Genomic DNA, 19,995 nt, shown 5'->3' on the forward strand with positions numbered 1-19,995 from the left:
CGGAACAGTCACATTCGAAAGAGGAGCGGTCATGCGACGCACCCTGTACGGCCCAGATCACGAAGCATTCCGCGAATCGGCCAGGGAGTTCGTGAACCGCAATATCTTGCCCGTGGCTGACAAGTTGATCGAGCAGCGTTTCATCGACCGCGAGATCTGGCTCGAGGCCGGACGCAACGGCTTCCTCGGCCTCGAGGTACCCGAGCAGTATGGCGGTAGCGAGGCAGGCGACTACCGGTTCAACGCGGTCCTCGGTGAGGAACTCTCCCGTGCCAGCGGGGCTGTGTCCTCGAGTTTCGGAATCCACGCTGACATCGTTGCCCCATACCTGGTTCAGTTGACCACCGAAGAACAGAAAAAGCGCTGGCTGCCGAAGTTCTGTACCGGCGAGATCATCACCGCGATCGGCATGACCGAACCTTCCGGTGGATCCGACCTCGCGTCGCTGAAGACGACGGCGGTCAAGGACGGCGATGACTGGATCATCAACGGGTCGAAGACATTCATCACAAACGGCTACAACGCCGATCTGGTGATCGTGGCTGCACGCACCAGTCCGGAGAAGAAGGCCAAGGGCATCACCCTCTTTGCTGTCGAGACCGGTATGGAGGGCTTCGAGCGTGGCCGCAAGCTCGACAAGGTGGGCCAGCACGAGTCGGACACTGCAGAGTTGTTCTTCGAGAACGTGCGGGTGCCGTCAGCGAACATCATCGGCGAGATCGACCGCGGATTCATCCACATGATGGAGATGCTCCCGCAAGAACGTGTCGGTGCCGGTGTGGCGAACATCGCGCACGCCGCAGTCATCCTCGAGGAGACCATCCAGTACGCCAAGGACCGCAAGGCTTTCGGGCAGCCGATCGGTTCCATGCAGTGGAACAAGTTCCTCCTCGCGGATCTGGTCACCCGCGTAGAGGTCACCCAGGCGTTCGTCGACAATTGCGTCGCCGCGCACGCAGACGGAGAATTGACCGCCGTTGACGCCGCAAAGGCCAAGTGGTGGACAGCCCAGGTGCAGAACGAGGTCCTCGACCACTGCGTGCAATTGCACGGTGGCTACGGCTTCATGACGGAGTACCGTGTCGCTCGTGCGTGGATGGATGCGCGGGTCACCAAGATCTGGGCCGGGTCCAACGAGATCATGAAGGAACTGATCGGTCGCGATCTCGGCCTCTGACCCGAATCCCGCAGCCCCACAACGAAGGAGTCGTCTCACAATGTCCGTTCTCGACAAGTTCAGCTTGACCGATCGGGTGGTCGTCGTGACCGGCGCGTCGTCGGGCCTCGGGGTCGCGTTCGCTCAGGCTGCGGCGGAGGCCGGCGCGGATGTGGTGCTCGCCGCGCGCCGCGCCGACCGCCTCGAGGAGACCGCCGAGCTGGTGCGGAAGGCAGGACGTCAGGCGCTGTGCGTCAAGACGGACATCACCGACCCGACTCAGGCGCAGAACATGATCGACCAGGGTATGGAGAAATTCGGCCACGTGGACGTGCTGGTAAACAACGCGGGAGTTGGCACCGCCGTCCCGGCGACGCGGGAGACTCCGGACCAGTTCCGTCAGGTTGTCGACATCAATCTGAATGGTTCCTACTGGGCGGCGCAGGCGGCCGGAAAAGTCATGAAACCGGGTAGCGCTATCGTCAACGTCGCCAGCGTGCTCGGCATCACCACTGCGGGACTTCCGCAGGCCGCGTACTCCGCCAGCAAGGCCGGCGTGATCGGTCTCACCCGAGACCTGGCTCAGCAGTGGGGTTCCCGCAAGGGGATCCGCGTCAACGCCATCGCTCCCGGATTCTTCGAATCGGAGATGACGGCGCAGTACCAGGCCGGATACCTCGACGCGATGAAGCCGCGCCTGGTTCTCGGTCGACTCGGCGACCCGGCAGAGCTGGCCGCTACCGTGGTCTGGCTCGCTTCGGACGCCGCGGCTTATGTGACCGGGCAGACGATCGCGGTGGATGGCGGCATCACCATCACCTGAGCGTCGCGTTTGGGCGTGGCTGTTCGTTTGGCGTATAAGTGGGAAATGACCATTCACATCATCGATGAAGACTGGGACGAGCAGCCCGCCCCGTCGATGGCTGCTAGCGGTCTGCTGCGTGAACCTCCGGCCACCCCGCGTGGCGCACGCACCCGTGCGGCCCTCGTAGCGGCGGCGAGGACCGTATTCGAGCGGTCGGGATATCTCGACGCCAGGCTTACCGACATAACCAAGGAAGCCAACTGCTCGACGGGGTCGTTCTACACCTATTTCGACAACAAGGAGCAGGTCTTTGCCGCCGTGCTCGAGGTGGCACAAGAAGACATGATGCACCCGGGCATGAAGCGTGTGCACGATACGGACGACCCCTACGCGGTACTCGAGGCCAGCAACCGCGCCTATCTCGAGGCATACCGGCGTAACGCCAAGCTGATGGGCCTGCTCGAGCAGGTAGCGCACATCGACCCGGATTTCGCAGTTCTTCGGCGCAAGCGTGCAGACGCATTCATCGCGCGTAACGCTCGTGGAATCGCAGACCTGCAGGCACGGGGTATTGCGGACAAGGAACTCGACCCCGTACTGGCCTCTCGGGCCCTGTCGGGGATGGTCAGTCGTCTCGCGTACAACGTTTTCGTCGCCGATGTCGACAGGGATGTCGAGACATCTGTCGACTTCGAAGACGTTGTGTTCACCACGACACGCATCTGGGCGAATGCGCTGAGGTTTCCCGAACGGGACTGAGTCCTACCCTGGACCGGGCGCTCGTTTCGCGTACAACTCCTCGAGGTTGTTCCGCAAGTTCACCTCGGAGTTCTTCACGGCCGTTTCGATGAACGGTTCGACGATGAGTTCCAGTGCCTTCCCTGCCAGACCGCCGGGGAGTCTGTAGGCAAAGTCCACGTTGATTTCGGTCTCGTTCTCACCTCTCGCGGTGAACTCCCAGGTGGAAGAGTTGGCGGTGCCGTCGAGTGACGCCAGGGTTATCACCCGGTTCCGCTCCCACTCGGTCACCTCGAGCCGTGACCGCAGCTCGGCGGGGCCGATGTGTATGGTCGCGTCGAACGTCGACTCCAACCCCTGATCGAACTCCCCGGTTGGGCTGAATTCCGAGATACCGAACATCCAGTCGGGGACTGTCCTGTAGTCGTCGATGTATGCGAACGCGACGTCGACGGGTACGGCGGCGATCGCGGAGTGCCGAACGTGGATCATCGGGCGGTCCCTGGCTCTCTGTCGGGGAGGCTGTCGATCTTCGTCGACCTCGTCCGACTCTAGTCAACTCCCCCGACCACGTCAGGGAGTCGGGTTCCGCTTCCCAGCGTAGGGCACCTCTCGGTGGAGAGTGGTCGACTCGGCGATTCCCGAACCGGGTACCGAAGGGAGGCTGCCTCGGCTTCGACGCTTCGACACAGCTCTTGACCGGGCCGAGTCTCGTGTGCAACGGTCACCATCCATCGGCGCCATCGACGGCTGGTTGTATACGGTCCAATGAGCGGAGGCAATTGTGACGATCGGACTGGATCTTCTTGCCCTGCAAAACTTTTTGTCTGATTCTGGTATTGCTCTCGACGGTGAGTTGAGGGCCGAGTTGATGTCGGGCGGCAAGTCCAACCTCACCTACACAATTTCCGACGATTCCTCGAGGTGGGTGCTGAGGAGGCCTCCGGCCGCGGGGCTGACGCCCTCCGCGCACGACGTCGCTCGTGAGTTCCGGGTTACCTCTGCATTGCAGGGCACCGAGGTCCCAGTCGCGGCCACCATCGCGCTGTGCGAGGACGACAGTGTGGTGGGTGCGCCGTTCTCCATCGTCGAGTATGTCGCGGGGCGGGTGATCAGGACCAAGGCTGATCTCGAGGCGCTGTCCCACGACGACATCGGATCGTGCGTGAATACGTTGGTCAAGGTGCTCGGTGCGCTCCACGACGTGGACTACGAAGCCGTCGGGTTGGGTGAGTTCGGCCGACCCGACGGCTACGTGGCTCGGCAGGTGAAGTTATGGGCGAGTCAGTGGAACAGGGTAAAGCCGGACGAATGTACCGATATCGACCGTCTCTACGCTGATCTGTCGGAATCGATTCCCCCGCAGTCGGAGTCGTCGGTCGTGCACGGTGACTACCGGATCGACAACACAATCCTTGCGCCTGATGATGCGAGCACGGTTGCGGCGGTGGTGGACTGGGAGCTGTCGACATTGGGTGACCCGCTCGCAGATGTCGCGCTGATGTGTGTCTACCGGCACCCGGCACTCGATCTGGTGCTCGGTGAACCTGCGGCGTGGACAAGCCCGCGGCTGCCGTCGGCCGACGATCTCGCGCAAAGCTACACCGTCGTCACGGGACGAGAGTTGGTGAATTGGAACTTCTACATGGCGCTCGCGAACTTCAAGCTCGCCGTCATCGCGGCGGGAATAGACTATCGCTACCGCGTCGGCGCTACTCGCGGTGAGGGTTTCGACAAGGCGGGCGCGGCGGTACCCGAGTTCGTTGCGGCCGGTCTGCGTGCGGTGCAAGGAAAGACTTCATGAGCGCAGCCGCAGGCTCCCCGGGTTTTGTAAATGCTCCTTACTGGGGCGCCTGCCTCTCTCGCTCTTGCACGATGTGCAACCGGACCCCGCTGCGCCTGATACGTTCCAGTTCGTCCGGGTCAGCGTCGGAATCGGTGACGACGTCGTGAACTTCGTCGATATCGGCCATACGCGCGAGAGTGACCTTGCCGATCTTGGAACTATCGGCGACAACGATGACGCGTCGCGCGTGGCTGACCATCGCTTGGCTCACGCGAGCCTCGGTTTCGTCGTGGGTTGTGATTCCGCCCGCCGCGCTGACTCCGTCCACTCCAAGGACCGCAGTCGCCACATTGATCGAGTTGAACGCCGCCTCGGACAAAGGACCTGTTGCCTCGAAGGACTGCGAGCGGACCACCCCACCGGTGATGACAACCTTCACATGAGGCCATGGCGCGCATTCGGCTGCGATATGGAGGGAGTTGGTGATGATGGTCAGGTCGGCGCGATACCGGAGAGTTCGAACCACCTCGGTGGTGGTCGTCCCGCCGCTGACGGCAAGGGTGTGAGGTCCGGGCGGGATCAGGCGTGACGTTCGTTGTGCAATCAGTTGTTTAGCTCGGCGAAATTGCGAGCCACGAAGGCGTACGGGGATCTCGTCGGGGAGTTCGATCGCCTGGGCGCCACCGTGGGTGCGAACAAGGAGTCCCTGTTGCTCCAGTTCGGCTAGATCTCGACGGATAGTTGCTGCGGAGACTCGTAGCAACGCGGTCAACTCATCGAGCGTCACCGCCTCGCGATCTTGAAGGAACGAGAGGATCTCATGCATGCGCGCGAGCCGTTTTCGGCCGAGTGCGCGCGGCAATGCGTCTCCGTATCGCCGGTGAGCGTTGGTGGTTCGCTCCTGGAAACGCGCAGTTTCATTGATCATTTGACCGCCGAGGGTTGATTATTGTGATCAATAATACGCAGGATTAGCCCATGTACAGGAGGTTCCCGATCCGCTGGTCGTGCGGTGTCGCAGTAACCCGCAAGGGTGCGGCCCCGCAGGTCGATCGCGGCGGTCTCTCGGTCCGGTGCCACGGTGCCGGGGGAGGAGAGAATTGGCGCAAAGGCGGTGAACGGTGACCCTTGTAGCGACTTCTGACCTCGTCTCGGCCGCCGTCGACAACCGCAGTGCGGTTCCTGCTTTCAACGTCATTTCCCTCGACCAGGCAGAGGGCATCGTTGCAGGGGTTGAACGCGCGCAGTCAGCCGCGATCTTGCAGATCAGCGAAAACGCCATCGCCCATCACGGTGGTCTATTGGAGCCGATTGTCTCGGCATGCGCGGAATTGGTTGATAACTCGTTCGCGAAGTTGGCAATTCACCTGGATCACTTGCGCGATCCAGACCTGCTGTTGCGAGCGATCCAGCGTTGTCATCGCCTCCGAATCAGTTCCATCATGGTTGACGCATCGCACCTCTCTTGCACGGAGAACGTTGCGCGAACCCGGCTTTGCGCAGAACTGGCGCATGCTCAGGGACTCTGGGTCGAGGCCGAACTAGGGGAGATCGGTGGCAAGGACGGTGCGCATGCGCCCGGTGTCCGGACGGACCCAATCGAGGCGGCCGAATATGTGCAGTGCACAGGCGTAGACGGCCTGGCTGTCGCGGTCGGGAGTTCGCACGCGATGAGTTCCAAGAGTGCGCGACTCGATCAAGAGTTGATCACCACGATCGGTTCCGCGGTGACGGTACCCTTGGTGCTGCACGGTTCCTCCGGTGTCCCGGACGACGGTCTTACGGCGGCGGTTGCCTCGGGGATGCGGAAGATCAACATCGGAACCGCCCTGAATATCGAGTACACGCGGGCCGTTCGCGGCTACCTCGAGGAGAACCCGGCGGCGTCGGACCCAAGGAAGTACATCCGCGAAGGCCGGGACGCGATCACCACGTTGGTTGCGCACCTGTGCACACTGCTGTCGTCTCCGGCCCAGCGGCCGGCGGCATATCAATAGCTTCAGAGATGAATCCGTTTCAAAAGATGAAGCGGTTGTGGGCTTCGAGAGGCCTACGGACAATTCGCGGCGACGCCGAGTGCCAATCACACGGTTTGGCCGTTTGGGAGGCATGGACATGACCTGAACCGCTAGGCCGTAGACAGATCGACATTGAGGGAAGGGAGCGACGGTGGTCAACCATTTGCATGACATCATTCGCCGCCACAAAGCTGGAGAGAGCGTGGGTATCTATTCCGTGTGTTCGGCGCACCCGACGGTCATCGAGGCGTCGATCCTGCAAGCGCGGGAGGACGGTACCCATCTTCTGATCGAGTCGACGTCCAATCAGGTCGACCAATTCGGCGGCTATACAGGGCTCATCCCAGTGCGTTTCCGTGACCTCGTCTTCGCTCTTGCCGACAAGCACGGCTTCCCACGGGATCGAGTGATACTGGGCGGGGACCACCTCGGCCCGAACCGCTGGCAGAGTAAACCCGCCTCCGAGGCCATGCGCCTCGCCGAGGATCTTGTTGCGGCGTATGTCGAGGCGGGCTACACGAAGATCCATCTGGACTGCAGCATGTCTTGCGCGGACGATCCGCCCGCGCTCGGCGACGACCTCGTTGCCAACCGTACGGCCCTACTTCTTCGAGTTGCCGAGGAATCCGCGCGCCGGACGGGATCGGCCGACGAGATCTCATATGTCATCGGAACGGAAGTTCCGAAACCGGGCGGAGCTCATGAAACTCTTCATGGGCTGTCCCCGACCTCACCAGAAGCCGCTCAGACCACGCTTGAACATCACCGCGCGGCCATCAAAGAAGTCGGACTGGAGGAGATCTGGCCTCGGATCATCGCCATGGTCGTTCAGCCCGGTGTCGAATTCGACCACTGCCAGGTGATCGACTACGAGCGTGGTCGCACGGAACAGTTGCGTACGGTCCTCGACGGCGAAGCCAGGCTGGTATTCGAAGCGCACTCCACGGACTACCAGCAGGCGCCACGGCTGGCCGAACTCGTTGCCGACCACTGGGCAATTCTGAAGGTGGGACCCGCCCTTACCTTCGCAATGCGTGAAGCCCTCTTTGCGCTCGCCCGAATCGAGGACGAGATCGTCTCGCCCCGCGAACGCTCGGGACTCGTCGAGGTCCTCGAACAACGCATGCTGTCCAAACCTGGCCACTGGAAGGGCTACTACGAAGGCGGTGCCGGCGAGCAGAAGATCGCCAGGCGCTTCAGCTACAGCGACCGCCTGCGCTACTACTGGTCCGACCTCGAGGTCGAACTCGCGGAGACACGGCTGTACGAAAACTTGTCCGAAGTCGGGATCCCTCTCCCGCTGATCAGCCAGTACCTGCCCTTGCAGTACACGCGCGTTCGTGCGGGTCTGCTGAAGGCCACACCCAGTGATCTGGTAATCGACAAGATTCGCGACGCGCTGCGCCCCTATTCGTCCGCGTGTTCTCCGCGGAACCTCAACCTCGTCCATACCGGAGAGCCCAATGCCTGATTCGACGGTTGCTCCCACAGCAGTGCTGGACTGCGCCACCAATCGCGAGATAACCCAGCAACCCGAGGTGTGGTGCCAAACGGCTCAGTACGTCCGCGACCATCGTGACCGAATCAATGCGTTCCTGGCCCCTCAGCTCAGTCGTGAAGGACTGCGCATCATCTTCACAGGCGCCGGAACGTCTTCCTTCGCCGGGGAGATTGCGGCACCAGCTCTCGCCCAGCAACTTTCGCGGCGGATCGAAGCAATCGCCAACACCGACTTGGTATCGAACCCTGCCACCTATCTTGCCGAGGATGTTCCCACTCTGCTGGTCTCCTTCGCTCGATCAGGCAACAGCCCCGAGAGTGTCGCAGCGACTCGTATCGCAGACCAAATCCTCAGCGATGTAAGCCATTTGGTAATCACCTGTGATCCTGCCGGTGCTCTGTTCAGAGATCACTCCGAACGGCCGGAGTCACTGGTCTTGCTCATGCCGGAGCTCTGCAACGACGAGGGCTTCGCTATGACGTCGAGCTTCACCTCGATGCTGCTGGCGAGTCTGCTCATCTTCGTCGGTGACAACGATGCAGCGATCGAATCCGTTGCTGCAGCTGCGGAAAGCCTCATCGCGTCGAGGGATGTGATCGAGTCCCTCGTCGCCCGTGATGCGGAGCGCATTGTTTACATAGGTAGCGGCCCGCTGGCCGGGCTGGCCCGGGAATCTGCGCTCAAACTACTCGAGCTCACCGCGGGTCGGATCGTCACTCATTTCGATTCGTCCCTCGGATTCCGGCACGGCCCCAAGGCGGTGCTGAACGACAAGACCCTTGCCGTCGTATACGTCTCCTCCGATCCCTACACGCGTCGATACGACGAAGACATCATCTCCGAACTGCGCAACTCTCTCGGAACCGACCGCGTTGTCACGATCTCGGGCCAGCCATCGGAGGCTACGAACGGAGTCGGTTGGGTTCTCGATGACCTCGACGGTGTCGACGATGCGTACCGCTCCCTCGCCTATGTCGTTTTCGCGCAACTGTTCGGCTTCCACTACTCGGTGTATCTCGGGATAACGCCCGACAATCCCTTTCCTGGTGGTGACGTGAACCGGGTCGTGAAGGGCGTCCGGATCTACCCACTGTTCACCGATACCGAACAGCAGATCGGTAGATAGCCATGGCACTGTTCCTCGGGGTGGACGGAGGCGGATCGAAGACCGCCTTCGTCTTGCTCGATGATGCCATGCGCATTGTCGCCGAGGTACAGGGCCCGGGCTGCTACTACTTCACTTCTCGCATCGGTCTGGTCTCCACGGTGCTCACCGATGGAATCGCTCGAATCACCTCGGAGGCGGAGGTGAGTACGCAGGAGATCGACTACGCCTTCTTCGGTCTCCCTGGCTACGGCGAGGCCAGCGCCGACATTGCCGAGCTGGACGTCATTCCGAGTTCGATCCTCGGCCACAACCGCTACACCTGCGACAACGACATGATCGGCGGGTGGGCCGGTTCTCTGGGCGGTGCGGATGGAATAAACATCATCTCCGGCACGGGGTCCATGACGTATGGAGAACGCGACGGAATCGGCTACCGAGCCGGCGGGTGGGGCGAACTGTTCGGTGACGAGGGTTCGGCCTACTGGGTTGCGATCCAAGGTCTCAATGCATTCTCCAGAATGAGCGACGGCCGCCTACCCCGTGGACCTCTCTATGAGACATTCAAGGAACGCGTCGGTATCCGAAGCGACCTCGACCTCACTGGAATCGTCGTCAACGATTGGGGTGGGGAACGCGCAGCCATCGCCGCCCTGTCCAAAACGGTTGTCGAAGCCGATGCCCTCGGCGACCGCGTCGCCGCCGGCATCCTCGCCGATGCGTCCCACGAACTGGCGCAACTCGTGGATGTCACGCGTGTGCAACTCGGCTACGGAACAGACGAGTCCGTCCCCGTTTCCTACTCGGGTGGAATGTTTTCGGCTCCAGAGTATTTGGCAAAATTTTCCGCAGCCCTCCATGACCTGAATGCCGGGTATCAGCTCCGCGCCCCTCTGTTCGGCCCCGGTATCGGATCAGCTCTCTACGCCATGAAGAAACACGGCGTCACCATTCCGACTTCATTTCCAGCCCATCTCGACCAAGCACACGCCACTCGAAGGTGACCTCATGAAGAAGACTCATAGCTGGATGCTTTACGCAGGCCTGTTGATCCTGTTCTGGGGCGTCTGGGGTGCATTCTCGTCGACGCCCGTCACCCGCTACGGCTATCCCGACGAGATGATCTACGTGATCTGGTCATTCACCATGATCATCCCGGCTGCGTTCATCCTCATGCGGCAAAAGTTCGACCCCCGACCAGCCGCGACGGGATATGGGCTCTTGATCGGATTCACCGGGGCCGGCGGCCAGCTCGTTCTCTTCAAGGCACTCGCTCTCGGACCCGAATACCTCATCTTCCCGATCATATCCATTTCGCCCGCGATCACAGTGCTGATGGCCATCGGATTCTTGCGCGAGCGACTGACCAAACTGTCGGTGATCGGACTGGTTGCCGTGATGATCGCCTTGGTGCTGTTCAGCGTCACCAGCAGCAACGGCGAAACCGGTTCCGGACCATGGCTCCTACTTGCCGTCCTCGTGTGCGTCGCCTGGGGTATTCAGGCGTTCTTCATGCGTAAGGCCGCGACGATCGCCGTGAATGAAGCCACGACCTTCACTTGGATGGCGGTCACTGGCCTCGCCCTCGCACCCGTCGCCATCTGGATGATGGGCGGCCTGCCTGCCGGTGCGCCTTGGCAAGCCCCCGCGCTGACCGGCGCCACCCAGATCCTCAACGCAATCGGCGCACTCTTCCTCGTCATGGCGCTGACCCGAGGCAAGGCCTCTGTCGTCGCACCCATCACGAATGCTCTGGCCCCGTCCCTGACAGTCGTCATTTCCCTGCTGGTGTACCAAACCCTTCCCACCGTCTACGGAGTCATCGCGATCATCCTGGCTCTCGGTGGTTCGACACTCATGGTCTACAACGACGAGAAGAGGGGCGAAGCAGACAGCGGCCCGTCCTCGGAGGCAGAACCCGCCCATCCTCGGATGGCTCACCCGACGTAGAAAGAGATGTCTTGGGCGAAAATATCTTTGGGGGACCTCAGATGAGCCCAAAGGTACGTTCACCCCTCGAGGCTAGGTGTCGTGATTGCGACACCTAGCCGTCGTATCGGGTTTCCCCGCGCTTGCGAAAATACTTGAAGCCGGGGACACCCAGGATCGCCTGACGCACTCCCTGAACCTCCTCGAGGAGTTGGTGGATCTCCGGCGAGACCGTGTCGAGAGTTCCGAGTATCGGCAGCAGGCCCTCCATTCGCAATGTGAGTTCGGGCAGATGGTTCACCAGTCCGATCGCCGCGCGAATCTCTTCCTCGGAGAATTCGTCGACCACCCGTTGTGCCACCGGCGCCGCCTTCTCTGCCAGTGGTTCGTAGAGTCCGACCAGATTCTGTACGGAAGCGGACGCGTCCGCAGCAACGGCAACGACGGCAGCCGCATCGTTTGTGACCGTGCTTGCCTTGGCAACTGTGGTTTCGGCGCCGCCGCTGATCGTCTCGATGCGGTTGACGAGTACCTCGATGCGGTTGACGAGTATCTCGATATGGGCGATGAGCGCCTCGACCTGGTAGAGCAGACCAATGATCCGGCGGGGAAGTGAGACGACGAGTCCGGCGGTGTTCACGGAGAGCAGAGCGAGGCCGGTGGCGGAACGTACCAGGGGGCGAGGACTGTGTACGGGAGGCATTTGCCTATCCTGCCTTACGCCGATCGGCAGGTAGCAGAACAACGATCTCACGTTTCGAAGGTGGCGGGCGTTTACATGTCAGAGGCCGGTACACCTGGAAGGATGGAAATCGTGAATGCCCAGCGAACAGCGCACACCGTCATCGATTCGCCGATAGGTCCGTTGACGCTGGTCAACGTGGATGGGGTACTGAGCGGGGTTTATATGGCCGAGCACCGTCATCAGCCAGATCCGGCTAGGTTCGGGGAGCGCAACGCGTCAGGCTTCGATGACGCGACGGCGCAACTCGCCGAGTACTTCGACGGGCGACGCACAGATTTCACGGTGCCCGTCGCCATGCGCGGCACTCCGTTCCAGATTCGGGTCTGGGAGGCGCTGCGCACCATCCCGTACGGCGAGACATGGACGTACGGCAAGTTGGCAGACACCCTCGGAAATCCGGCGGCCGTGCGTGCGGTGGGTGCCGCGAACAGTAGGAATCCGATCAGCATCATCGTCCCGTGCCACCGCGTCGTCGGGAGTAGTGGCAGTCTGACCGGGTACGCGGGCGGGCTCGACCGCAAACGGTTCTTGCTCGATCGCGAAGCGGAACGGGCGGGGCTCCAACTCGGCTCATGACGCTGAGGCCGTTCGAAGACGTCGTGGCCGAGCACGGTCCGACTGTCCTGCGAGTGTGTCGGGCCGTTGTCGGGCCGACGGACGCCGAGGACGCCTGGTCGGAGACGTTCATAGCCGCGATGCGCGCGTACCCTGATCTACAGCCGGGGCACAACATCGAGGCCTGGCTGGTGACGATTGCGCACCGGAAGTCACTCGACCATATTCGTGCACGAAATCGCAGGGCTGTGCCCACCGCCGAGCTTCCCGAGGAGAGTACCGCCAGGGGAATCCCGGGCAGCTACGACTCGGAGTTGTGGGATGCGGTAGGCGCCTTGCCGGTGAAACAGCGGGCAGCGGTGGCGTATCGCTACCTGGCCGGGCTGCCATACGCCGAGATCGCGATCATCTTGGGGAATTCCCCGGACGCATCAAGGCGCGCGGCAGCCGATGGCATCGCAGCACTCCGTAAGACTCTCTCGATCGCTGTGAGTGGAGACATCAGATGAATACTGTGCCGGACATCGTCTATGCGCTGTCCACATCGGATTCCGCAGTCGAGCAACGACTCCGGGAGCGACTCGCCACCGCAGCCGCAGAGTCAGGACTTCTCGACGTCGCCTATCGGACTCTGGACACTCCCATCGGCTCGCTCTTGCTTGCGTCCACCGATCGCGGACTGGTGCGGGTCGCCTTTCCCCGCCAGGATCACGACGCGGTCCTTCAGAGCCTCTCCGAGCAGATCAGCCCACGGATACTGCGGGCACCCGCCAGGCTCGACGTGGCGGCCCGTGAGATCGAAGAGTACTTCTGCGGTGAGCGGACGAAGTTCGATCTTCCGCTGGACTTGCGACTTTCAAAGGGATTTCGACGTTCAGTGCTCGGCTGCCTTGTCGACATCGAGTACGGGCACACCGCGAGCTACGCTGCTGTTGCGAAGGCCGCGGGGAGTCCTCGTGCGGTCCGCGCCGTCGGTACCGCGTGCGCCCTGAATCCGCTCCCGGTGGTTGTGCCTTGTCACCGCGTGGTCCGTAGCGATGGCAGCATGGGCCGGTATGCGGGTGGGCCGGAGGCGAAGTCGATCCTCCTGACGCTGGAAGCAGCAGCGTGACAACGTCGACCCTGTGCCTAGACCTTTCGGATTGGCCAAGATGTCTGCACTGATACCCCGACCTAGGAGCGAGGTAGCGCCCGGCGCCGTCCACGTTCCCGATTGGCTCACCTTGGACGAACAGCGCCACCTGGTGGCCGAGTGTCGTCGCTGGGCTATGGGGCCGGTCCCGATGCGGGCGGCGCAACTGCCGACCGGGCATCGCATGTCGGTACAGACGGTATGCCTCGGCTGGCATTGGAAGCCGTACTCGTACTCGCGCATCGCAGACGATGCGGGTGGCGGTCGCGTTGCGCCCGTACCCGACTGGCTGGTTGCGCTCGGTCGGCGCGCCGTGACCGCGGCCTACCGAGCTCCAGCCGGCGACTACACACCGGACGCCGCTTTGATCAACTTCTACGACGCTACCGCGAAAATGGGCATGCACCAGGACAAGGAGGAACGATCCGACGCGCCCGTCGTATCGGTGAGTGTCGGTGACACGTGCATGTTTCGGTTCGGGAACACCACCAACCGAAACAAGCCGTACACCGATGTCGAACTCGTCTCTGGTGATCTCTTCGTGTTCGGCGGCCCCTCGAGATTTGCGTATCACGGTGTGCCGAAGGTTTTTCCCGGGACGAGCCACGCCGACTGTGGACTGAAGGCCGGGCGGTTGAACATCACGCTACGCATGACGGGACTCGAGGACACATGAAAGTCCTTCTGCCATACCACCGTCCATTTTCGGAGGGGCCACTCCTGGGTGCTCTCCGGTCGCACACAGTCTCCGGACTCGAGTATCACGACCCCGATTCCGGAACTCACACACGGGTGGTGAACGGAAAGCACGGACCGGCACTGGTCTCCGTGGCGATGCGCCCCGATCGAGGGCACGTCGAGGCGCACCTGACGTCGACACATCCCGACGACGTCGAATCACTGACGGCCACCGTTCGTCGCTGGCTCGACCTCGACGCGGATCCGCTGTTGATCGATGCAGCGCTGAGTAGCCACCCGCGGCTGGCGCCGCTGGTTGAACTGAGGCCGGGGTTGCGGCGCCTTGGAAGTGTAGACGGGTTCGAGACAGCGGTGTTTACTGTTCTGGGACAACAAGTTTCGCTTTCAACCGCCCGCACTTTCGGTTCGCGACTGGTGTCGGCGTACGGCCTACCAGTTCTCGACGGATTCTTTGCCTTTCCCCGGCCGGAGACGTTGGCGGCACTCTCGCCCGAGCACATTCGTTCGACTGTCGGCCTCACCGGCTCTCGGGCACGTACGGTACGTGCGCTTGCCGTGGCGGTGGCTGACGGGCTTCGCATCGACTCGGACACCGATCCGGTGGACTTCCGGCAGGGCCTGCTCGCCCTGCCCGGGATCGGGCCTTGGACTGCGGACTACCTGGCTGTACGAGTACTCGGCGATCCGGACGCATTTGCCGCTGACGATCTCGTTCTCTGGCGAGCACTGGGTGTGACGAACGGACGGGAAGCAGCTGCGCTCGCGCAGGCCTGGCGGCCGTGGCGTGCGTATGCCCTGTTTCATCTGTGGGCGGAAGAGGCTTACTAGTCCTTCGCTTTAGCCAGTGCGGACGGCCACCAGATCGTCTTGCCGATGTCGTGGGAGAGCGCGGGGACGAGGATGCTGCGCACGATGATCGTGTCGAGCAGCACACCGAACGCGACGGCGAAACCGATCTGCGCGAGGATGACGAGTGGCAGCACGCCGAGGACCGAGAACGTCGCGGCGAGCACCACACCGGCCGAGGTGATGACGCCGCCGGTGACCGCAAGTCCGCGTAGCACCCCGGATCGTGTCCCGACTTTCTGGGTTTCTTCGCGGACGCGGGTCATCAGGAAGATGTTGTAGTCGATGCCGAGTGCCACCAGGAACACGAACGCGAACAGCGGAAAAGCCGGATCCGAGTTGGCGAAGTGGAAGACGTGGGTAAAGAAGAGTCCGCTGACACCCAACGTGGCGGCGAACGACAGCACCACCGTCGCGATGAGGATGACGGGGGTGAGTATCGCGCGGAGCAAGATCGCGAGAACGATGAAGATGACGACGAGCACGATGGGGATGATGAGGTTCCGGTCGTGCACTGATGCGATCTGCACGTCGAGAGTTGTTGCGGTAGTTCCACCGACGAGTGCGTCGGCACCGGGTACGGCATGCACCACATCGCGCAGGCGCTTGACCGTCTCGAGGGCCTCGGGGGAGTCGTAGGAGTCGGAGAGCGTCGCGTTCACCAGCATGCGTCCGTCGATCGGCTCGACAGTCAGGAAGTCGGGTGCGCAACCCTGGCCCGCCGCGGACGCTGCGGCAGCCGGGTTGGACTGGATGAATGCAGACAACTTCTCGACGTCGACCTGTGGGCACACCGCACCGGGTTCCTGGGAAACCCCCTCCACCGAACTCACGGCGTCGATGACGGCCTGCGTCTGATCGGCGTTGGTGACGATGACCGCGGGGGCGCCGGCACCCGGATCGAACTTCGAGTCGTACAACTCCTGACCGACGACGGCGTCGGGGCGGTTGGTGAAGTTTTGCGTAGAGGTAAGTCCGTCCGTCTTCAGGCTTCCGATTCCGACGAAAAAAAGCACCGCCAACAGTGCGGTCGTGCCGATCCACAGGGTCCGGTCCCGGCGCCCGACCTGTGTCGCGATCTTGCTCCACAGCCCGTCCGAGGTCAGGTCTGCTGTCTGGTCCACCGCGGGTCTGCGCGGCCAGAAGACCCACTGACCGGCTGCGGACAACGCCACGGGAAGGAACGTCATCATCACCAGGTAGGTGCAGACGATGCCGATCGCTGCGACGGGGCCGAGGCTCTTGTTGGAATTCAGTTCAGAGAACATCAGGCACAGCAGGCCGAGGATGACGGTGGCAGCCGACGCGGTGATCGCAGGAGCAGATTCCTTCCACGCCTTCGTCATCGCTTCGAACCTGTTGTGGTGGAAGTGAAGTTCTTCCCGGTATCGAGAGATCAGGAGCAAAGCGTAGTCGGTGCCTGCCCCGATCACGAGGACGAACAGAATGCCCTGACTCTGTCCGGTGAGCGTGAGCACTTCGTTCTCGGCCAGATAATAGATGACCATCGACGCCAGTCCGAGGGCAAGTAACGCCGAGAAGAGCGGGAAGATCCACAGCACGGGAGAGCGGTAGACGATCAGCAGGATAACGACGACCACGGACAGTGCGGCGCCGAGCAGTGCGCCATCGATTCCTTCGAAGGCGTCGATGAAGGCCACCAGCAGACCACTCGGGCCCGCGGGGAGCACCTCGAGACCGCCGGCAGCATTCTCGGCGGCAGCGAGTACGTTCTGCTCGGTGGCAACTACAGCCTCGCCGGATACCGGGGTGCCGTTCTCCCCGGCGACGAGGGGAACGAAGATCGAAGCTGTGGTGCCGTCCTCGGAGAATTGTGTCTGAGTCATGCCATCGGAGTCGACACCGTCGATCTCGGCGATAGCTGCTCGTGCCTGCTCGATGGCAGCCCTGTCCTGATCGGTGAGCGCGGAGTCGCGGTGGAACAGTACGAAGCCGGGAATCGTCTCGACCGTGAGGAATGCTGCCGACTCGTTGGTCACGACCGTCGATTCGGCGGAACTCGACAGGTAGGAGGCGTTGTCGTTCTTCTGAACCTCGCTGAGCTTTCCCTGGAAGGTACCGCCGAACCCTCCCGCGAAGAACGCGATGATCGCGAGGGCCACGATGGTGAATGCCGGCCAGCGATACTTGCGGGATTTCTCGCCGCCCGCGCTCGAGTCCATCGAATCCACCTTCGTCATCGGTTCCCCTTCGCCGCTGGCAGAGAGTGCGTTCAAGTACACCACGCCAAAGGCATCTGGGAGGACGAAACCGCGTGCGCTACAGGTCCTCGGAGCGTTCGCGATAGCAGTTCCGCACCGCGACATCCATCGGAAACCGTACCCGGGTCTGACCGAAGAGGAGGCGGGACGCAACATCGACAGCACCGAGGACGTGCTCGGTGGCGGTCTCGGGGTCGCGGGTGTGGACCACGACCTCGTCGTGTTGGAAAAAGACGAGTTCGCTGCCGAGATCGTCGGCGAGTCGACGTCGTAGATCTGCGAGCACGCACAGCGCCCACTCGGATGCCGTGGCTTGCACCACGAAGTTTCGGGTGAAACGACCGCGGGACCGGGCATCGCCGTGGGACCAGAAGTCAGGTGACGGCGGCGGACAGGCCCGACCGAGCCACGAGTGCACCACTTCGCCGCGCTCGCCTGCGCGCGCTGCTGCCTCGACGAACTCGACCGCGTCGGGAAACCGGGTGCGCAGCATGGTGAACAGTGACCGGGAATCGCCCGTCGTCGCGCCGTAGAGAACACCCAGGATCGCGACCTTGGCCTTGTCCCTGTCGCCGCCGAACGTCTCCGCCGCGACCGGAGCGTACAGATCGTCGGCACCGGCCGCGGCCATCATGCGAGCATCACCGGCCATGGCTGCGAGGATGCGAGGCTCCAGTTGTCCGGCGTCAGCGATGACGAATGTGTGTCCAGGGTCGGCGATCACGCTCGACCTCACCGGTTTCGGGATTTGTAGTGCACCCCCACCACGGCTGGACCAGCGGCCCGACACGACACCACCGGGAACGTAGACCGGGCGGAAGCGATCTTCGCGTACCCAGTCTTCGAGCCATTGCCAGCCGTTGGTGGTGTACAGCTTGGACAGGTCCCGGTGCCGCAGTAGCAACGGCACAACAGGATGGTCTATCTCGCGCAGCACGTGCTTGCGGGTCGACTCGAGTTCTATACCCTCGCGGCGGAAGGCGTCGACGACCTCGACGTGTGAAGCCGGATTGATACGACGACCAAACGTTTTTCCGATCTCCGCGGACAGGTCTGCGATGTGCCGCGGCAATTCGTATCCCGACGGCTGCGGCCCGAGCGTGGCCTCGAGAAATGCGCGGTGCGTGGCAGCGGAGAAGGGGAGCCCGTCGAACCCCATCTCCGCAGCAGCCAAAGCTCCAGCGGACTCGGCGGCGACCAACAGATCGAGGCGGCCATCGTTACCGATCGTTCGCCGCTGGTCGGCGAAATCAGCCACTACACGGGCCGGATCCGCTCTAGGTGCGGTGTCGAACAGCATGGGGCGATCGTCGACGGCTTCATGCGGCGGTGGCGCCGGGATACCGGCACGCATGCTCAGGATGGCGCGGGTGAGCGAGAGGTCGTGACAGCGCTGGACTCGCACACCCGCCCGCAGAAGTGCTGGATAGACCGCGGCGGTGCTCGTCCAGATCCAGCGGGGATGTTCACTGGCCTCGATATCCCGAACAGCACCAGCGGCGTCGGAGTGGTACTGCGGGGATTCGATCGGAATTCCGGCGGGATCGGTACGGACGGTCGTTGCTCCACCCTCGGCGTCGGGCACGATCGTCACTCTCACCCCGCCAGTCTGCTCCGGGCTACCGACAGCCCGACGGTCCGCCCCGGGCCGGAGGGGAACCCCCTGGTAGGCACTACACTGAACCTGAGACTTCTCGCACGAAGGCAGGGTAGTCGATGGCAACCATCGAGGAGTTCGAACAGGCGGTGATCGATCAGGTGATCGCCGGACTCCATTGCAGGTTCAGGGACTACGAGCGTCGCGGTGTCGCAGTCACCGATCTCGGCGACCCGGATCAGTTGGCCAGCCGGATGTTGGCGGCGATGCCTGCCGCCCATCCTTGGTATGAACAGTTCGGTGAATTCTGGTCGAATTCGTCCTGACGGCGACCCACATGTAGGTGACACGCGCACTGCTACGCCCTCATCTTGTGCTTTCGCATCAGTGCTGCATACTCGAATCAGGGTAGCCGAACTAATTCATCTATATACTAAAAGTTGCCGTGACGGACGGCCGGTCCACCATCAACCATCAATAGCCCGCTAAAAGGCCCCTTCATGCCAAAAGACAAGAGGTCCCTTCATGCCTGAAGACGAAGTGACGGCACCACTCGAGGTGTCGAGCCACCTCGACTTCTGGTCGTTCATCGAACTTGCGAACAAGCGGTTGAGCACCGAATTCGGTTCGACACACCAGCTTGCTACCCAGGTTCTCCTGACGCTCAATCGGGCGTCGAACGTGGTGACCTATGACCTGGAGGCGTCGATCCATCGCCCGCGCGGACTCTCGTGGTCGGCGTTCCGGCTCATGTTCGTCACCTGGTTGGCCGGGCCGTTGGATGCCAAGACGGCGGCAACACTCACGGGTATGAGCAGGGCCGCGGTATCGAATCTGACCAAGACGTTGATCACCGCAGGTCTGATGGAACGTACGCCCGACGAGCGGGACGGTCGGTCGGTCCAGTTGTCCCTCACGGACCGCGGTCACAGCGAAATCGCCGAGATCTACCGTGAACAGAACGAGCGCGAACACGCTTGGGTGAGTGTCCTGACCGAACCGGAACAGCGCATCCTCGTCATGCTGCTCGACAAACTGATCACCAACCATCAGTTCGACATACGCGGACGAAGCTGAGGTTGAGACGTCTCCGGTGGTGAGGATTGTGCTTGCCATCACACCCGCAGTGTAGTTAATGTATTTACTAACGCTGAAGTACTA

Annotated in this window: 21 protein-coding genes; 16 read left to right on the forward strand and 5 right to left on the reverse strand. The window is 62.3% G+C overall.

The genetic code is table 11. The features are described from left to right. Nucleotides 1-31: 31 nt before the first annotated feature. The 3 genes from AB0I57_RS00920 to AB0I57_RS00930 all read left to right on the forward strand — a co-directional run bounded on the left by AB0I57_RS00920 (nucleotide 32) and on the right by AB0I57_RS00930 (nucleotide 2,720). Nucleotides 32-1,177, forward strand: coding sequence for an acyl-CoA dehydrogenase family protein (locus tag AB0I57_RS00920; protein ID WP_358328532.1), 1,146 nt, complete (start codon nucleotides 32-34; stop codon nucleotides 1,175-1,177). Between the two features lie 40 nt (nucleotides 1,178-1,217). Beyond that, nucleotides 1,218-1,979, forward strand: coding sequence for a glucose 1-dehydrogenase (locus AB0I57_RS00925; RefSeq protein ID WP_358328535.1), 762 nt, complete (start codon nucleotides 1,218-1,220; stop codon nucleotides 1,977-1,979). 96 nt (nucleotides 1,980-2,075) lie between these two features. Then, on the forward strand, nucleotides 2,076-2,720 hold the full coding sequence (locus AB0I57_RS00930; protein ID WP_358332996.1) for a TetR/AcrR family transcriptional regulator: 645 nt from the start codon (nucleotides 2,076-2,078) through the stop codon (nucleotides 2,718-2,720). A 3-nt stretch (nucleotides 2,721-2,723) separates the two neighbouring features. Here the strand turns inward: AB0I57_RS00930 and AB0I57_RS00935 are convergent, their stop codons facing one another. Next, on the reverse strand, nucleotides 2,724-3,191 hold the full coding sequence (locus AB0I57_RS00935; protein ID WP_358328538.1) for an SRPBCC family protein: 468 nt from the start codon (nucleotides 3,189-3,191) through the stop codon (nucleotides 2,724-2,726). 292 nt (nucleotides 3,192-3,483) lie between these two features. On the opposite strand from AB0I57_RS00935, the gene AB0I57_RS00940 reads away from it, so the two are divergent. Next, on the forward strand, nucleotides 3,484-4,503 hold the full coding sequence (locus AB0I57_RS00940; protein ID WP_358328541.1) for a phosphotransferase family protein: 1,020 nt from the start codon (nucleotides 3,484-3,486) through the stop codon (nucleotides 4,501-4,503). Between the two features lie 37 nt (nucleotides 4,504-4,540). On the opposite strand, the gene AB0I57_RS00945 is transcribed toward AB0I57_RS00940, so the two are convergent. Further along, entirely contained in the window at nucleotides 4,541-5,413 is an 873-nt protein-coding gene (locus tag AB0I57_RS00945) for a DeoR/GlpR family DNA-binding transcription regulator (protein WP_358328544.1), read from the reverse strand. Nucleotides 5,414-5,606: 193 nt separating this feature from the next. Between AB0I57_RS00945 and AB0I57_RS00950 the strand changes: the two genes are divergently transcribed. The 5 genes from AB0I57_RS00950 to AB0I57_RS00970 all read left to right on the forward strand — a co-directional run bounded on the left by AB0I57_RS00950 (nucleotide 5,607) and on the right by AB0I57_RS00970 (nucleotide 11,059). Then, on the forward strand, nucleotides 5,607-6,482 hold the full coding sequence (locus AB0I57_RS00950) for a class II fructose-bisphosphate aldolase (protein WP_358328547.1): 876 nt from the start codon (nucleotides 5,607-5,609) through the stop codon (nucleotides 6,480-6,482). 172 nt (nucleotides 6,483-6,654) lie between these two features. Further along, nucleotides 6,655-7,974, forward strand: coding sequence for a D-tagatose-bisphosphate aldolase, class II, non-catalytic subunit (locus AB0I57_RS00955; protein ID WP_358328550.1), 1,320 nt, complete (start codon nucleotides 6,655-6,657; stop codon nucleotides 7,972-7,974). Then, entirely contained in the window at nucleotides 7,967-9,130 is a 1,164-nt protein-coding gene (locus AB0I57_RS00960) for an SIS domain-containing protein (protein ID WP_358328552.1), read from the forward strand. The genes AB0I57_RS00955 and AB0I57_RS00960 overlap by 8 nt, the downstream gene beginning before the upstream one ends. Nucleotides 9,131-9,132: 2 nt before the next feature. Then, nucleotides 9,133-10,113, forward strand: coding sequence for a BadF/BadG/BcrA/BcrD ATPase family protein (locus AB0I57_RS00965; protein WP_358328555.1), 981 nt, complete (start codon nucleotides 9,133-9,135; stop codon nucleotides 10,111-10,113). Nucleotides 10,114-10,117: 4 nt separating this feature from the next. Then, nucleotides 10,118-11,059 (forward strand): DMT family transporter, encoded by a 942-nt coding sequence (locus tag AB0I57_RS00970; protein WP_358328557.1) that lies wholly within the window; start codon nucleotides 10,118-10,120, stop codon nucleotides 11,057-11,059. Between the two features lie 94 nt (nucleotides 11,060-11,153). Here the strand turns inward: AB0I57_RS00970 and AB0I57_RS00975 are convergent, their stop codons facing one another. Further along, nucleotides 11,154-11,741 carry a ribulose 1,5-bisphosphate carboxylase large subunit gene (locus AB0I57_RS00975; RefSeq protein WP_358328560.1) on the reverse strand — a complete coding sequence of 196 codons (588 nt, stop codon included), beginning with the start codon at nucleotides 11,739-11,741 and terminating at the stop codon, nucleotides 11,154-11,156. Between the two features lie 111 nt (nucleotides 11,742-11,852). Here AB0I57_RS00975 and AB0I57_RS00980 point away from each other — a divergent pair, with 111 nt between their 5' ends. The 5 genes from AB0I57_RS00980 to AB0I57_RS01000 are packed head-to-tail and all read left to right on the forward strand — an operon-like array spanning nucleotide 11,853 to nucleotide 14,997. Further along, nucleotides 11,853-12,359 carry a methylated-DNA--[protein]-cysteine S-methyltransferase gene (locus AB0I57_RS00980; RefSeq protein WP_358328562.1) on the forward strand — a complete coding sequence of 169 codons (507 nt, stop codon included), beginning with the start codon at nucleotides 11,853-11,855 and terminating at the stop codon, nucleotides 12,357-12,359. Next, nucleotides 12,356-12,847, forward strand: a complete 492-nt coding sequence (locus tag AB0I57_RS00985) for an RNA polymerase sigma factor (RefSeq protein ID WP_358328565.1) — start codon at nucleotides 12,356-12,358, stop codon at nucleotides 12,845-12,847. Before AB0I57_RS00980 ends, AB0I57_RS00985 begins: the two co-directional genes overlap by 4 nt. Further along, nucleotides 12,844-13,449 (forward strand): methylated-DNA--[protein]-cysteine S-methyltransferase, encoded by a 606-nt coding sequence (locus AB0I57_RS00990; RefSeq protein ID WP_358328568.1) that lies wholly within the window; start codon nucleotides 12,844-12,846, stop codon nucleotides 13,447-13,449. The genes AB0I57_RS00985 and AB0I57_RS00990 overlap by 4 nt, the downstream gene beginning before the upstream one ends. A 40-nt stretch (nucleotides 13,450-13,489) precedes the next feature. Beyond that, a complete protein-coding gene (locus AB0I57_RS00995) occupies nucleotides 13,490-14,146 on the forward strand; it encodes an alpha-ketoglutarate-dependent dioxygenase AlkB (RefSeq protein ID WP_358332999.1) in 657 nt (218 codons plus the stop codon). Then, the gene (locus AB0I57_RS01000; RefSeq protein ID WP_358328570.1) at nucleotides 14,143-14,997 is read left to right on the forward strand and encodes an AlkA N-terminal domain-containing protein; all 855 of its coding nucleotides are present in this window, start codon (nucleotides 14,143-14,145) and stop codon (nucleotides 14,995-14,997) included. The genes AB0I57_RS00995 and AB0I57_RS01000 overlap by 4 nt, the downstream gene beginning before the upstream one ends. On the opposite strand, the gene AB0I57_RS01005 is transcribed toward AB0I57_RS01000, so the two are convergent. Together AB0I57_RS01005 and AB0I57_RS01010 are read right to left on the reverse strand one after the other, a co-directional pair. Continuing rightward, a complete protein-coding gene (locus AB0I57_RS01005; protein ID WP_358328573.1) occupies nucleotides 14,994-17,216 on the reverse strand; it encodes an MMPL family transporter in 2,223 nt (740 codons plus the stop codon). The two genes, AB0I57_RS01000 and AB0I57_RS01005, sit on opposite strands and share 4 nt — an antisense overlap. A 79-nt stretch (nucleotides 17,217-17,295) precedes the next feature. Next, nucleotides 17,296-18,837: a bifunctional 3'-5' exonuclease/DNA polymerase gene (locus AB0I57_RS01010; protein WP_358328576.1), complete on the reverse strand. Its 1,542-nt coding sequence runs from the start codon at nucleotides 18,835-18,837 to the stop codon at nucleotides 17,296-17,298. Between the two features lie 116 nt (nucleotides 18,838-18,953). Between AB0I57_RS01010 and AB0I57_RS01015 the strand changes: the two genes are divergently transcribed. Both AB0I57_RS01015 and AB0I57_RS01020 read left to right on the forward strand, forming a co-directional pair. After that, complete coding sequence (locus tag AB0I57_RS01015) at nucleotides 18,954-19,160, forward strand: hypothetical protein (RefSeq protein ID WP_358328579.1); 207 nt, start codon at nucleotides 18,954-18,956, stop codon at nucleotides 19,158-19,160. 199 nt (nucleotides 19,161-19,359) lie between these two features. Next, nucleotides 19,360-19,911, forward strand: a complete 552-nt coding sequence (locus tag AB0I57_RS01020) for a MarR family transcriptional regulator (RefSeq protein ID WP_358328581.1) — start codon at nucleotides 19,360-19,362, stop codon at nucleotides 19,909-19,911. The last annotated feature ends 84 nt before the right edge of the window (nucleotides 19,912-19,995 follow it).

This window comes from Rhodococcus sp. NPDC049939, from assembly GCF_040656415.1.
GTDB lineage: Bacteria > Actinomycetota > Actinomycetes > Mycobacteriales > Mycobacteriaceae > Rhodococcus_F.

Coding starts and splice junctions, on each gene's coding strand:
- AB0I57_RS00995 (WP_358332999.1), top strand. CDS start 13,490: ATGTCTGCACTGATACCCCGACCTAGGAGCGAGGTAGCGCCCGGCGCC.
- AB0I57_RS00945 (WP_358328544.1), bottom strand. CDS start 5,413: ATGATCAATGAAACTGCGCGTTTCCAGGAGCGAACCACCAACGCTCAC.
- AB0I57_RS01005 (WP_358328573.1), bottom strand. CDS start 17,216: ATGACGAAGGTGGATTCGATGGACTCGAGCGCGGGCGGCGAGAAATCC.
- AB0I57_RS01020 (WP_358328581.1), top strand. CDS start 19,360: ATGCCTGAAGACGAAGTGACGGCACCACTCGAGGTGTCGAGCCACCTC.
- AB0I57_RS00925 (WP_358328535.1), top strand. CDS start 1,218: ATGTCCGTTCTCGACAAGTTCAGCTTGACCGATCGGGTGGTCGTCGTG.
- AB0I57_RS00990 (WP_358328568.1), top strand. CDS start 12,844: ATGAATACTGTGCCGGACATCGTCTATGCGCTGTCCACATCGGATTCC.
- AB0I57_RS01015 (WP_358328579.1), top strand. CDS start 18,954: ATGGCAACCATCGAGGAGTTCGAACAGGCGGTGATCGATCAGGTGATC.
- AB0I57_RS00920 (WP_358328532.1), top strand. CDS start 32: ATGCGACGCACCCTGTACGGCCCAGATCACGAAGCATTCCGCGAATCG.
- AB0I57_RS00985 (WP_358328565.1), top strand. CDS start 12,356: ATGACGCTGAGGCCGTTCGAAGACGTCGTGGCCGAGCACGGTCCGACT.
- AB0I57_RS00930 (WP_358332996.1), top strand. CDS start 2,076: ATGGCTGCTAGCGGTCTGCTGCGTGAACCTCCGGCCACCCCGCGTGGC.
- AB0I57_RS00935 (WP_358328538.1), bottom strand. CDS start 3,191: ATGATCCACGTTCGGCACTCCGCGATCGCCGCCGTACCCGTCGACGTC.
- AB0I57_RS00975 (WP_358328560.1), bottom strand. CDS start 11,741: ATGCCTCCCGTACACAGTCCTCGCCCCCTGGTACGTTCCGCCACCGGC.
- AB0I57_RS00960 (WP_358328552.1), top strand. CDS start 7,967: ATGCCTGATTCGACGGTTGCTCCCACAGCAGTGCTGGACTGCGCCACC.
- AB0I57_RS00965 (WP_358328555.1), top strand. CDS start 9,133: ATGGCACTGTTCCTCGGGGTGGACGGAGGCGGATCGAAGACCGCCTTC.
- AB0I57_RS01000 (WP_358328570.1), top strand. CDS start 14,143: ATGAAAGTCCTTCTGCCATACCACCGTCCATTTTCGGAGGGGCCACTC.
- AB0I57_RS00970 (WP_358328557.1), top strand. CDS start 10,118: ATGAAGAAGACTCATAGCTGGATGCTTTACGCAGGCCTGTTGATCCTG.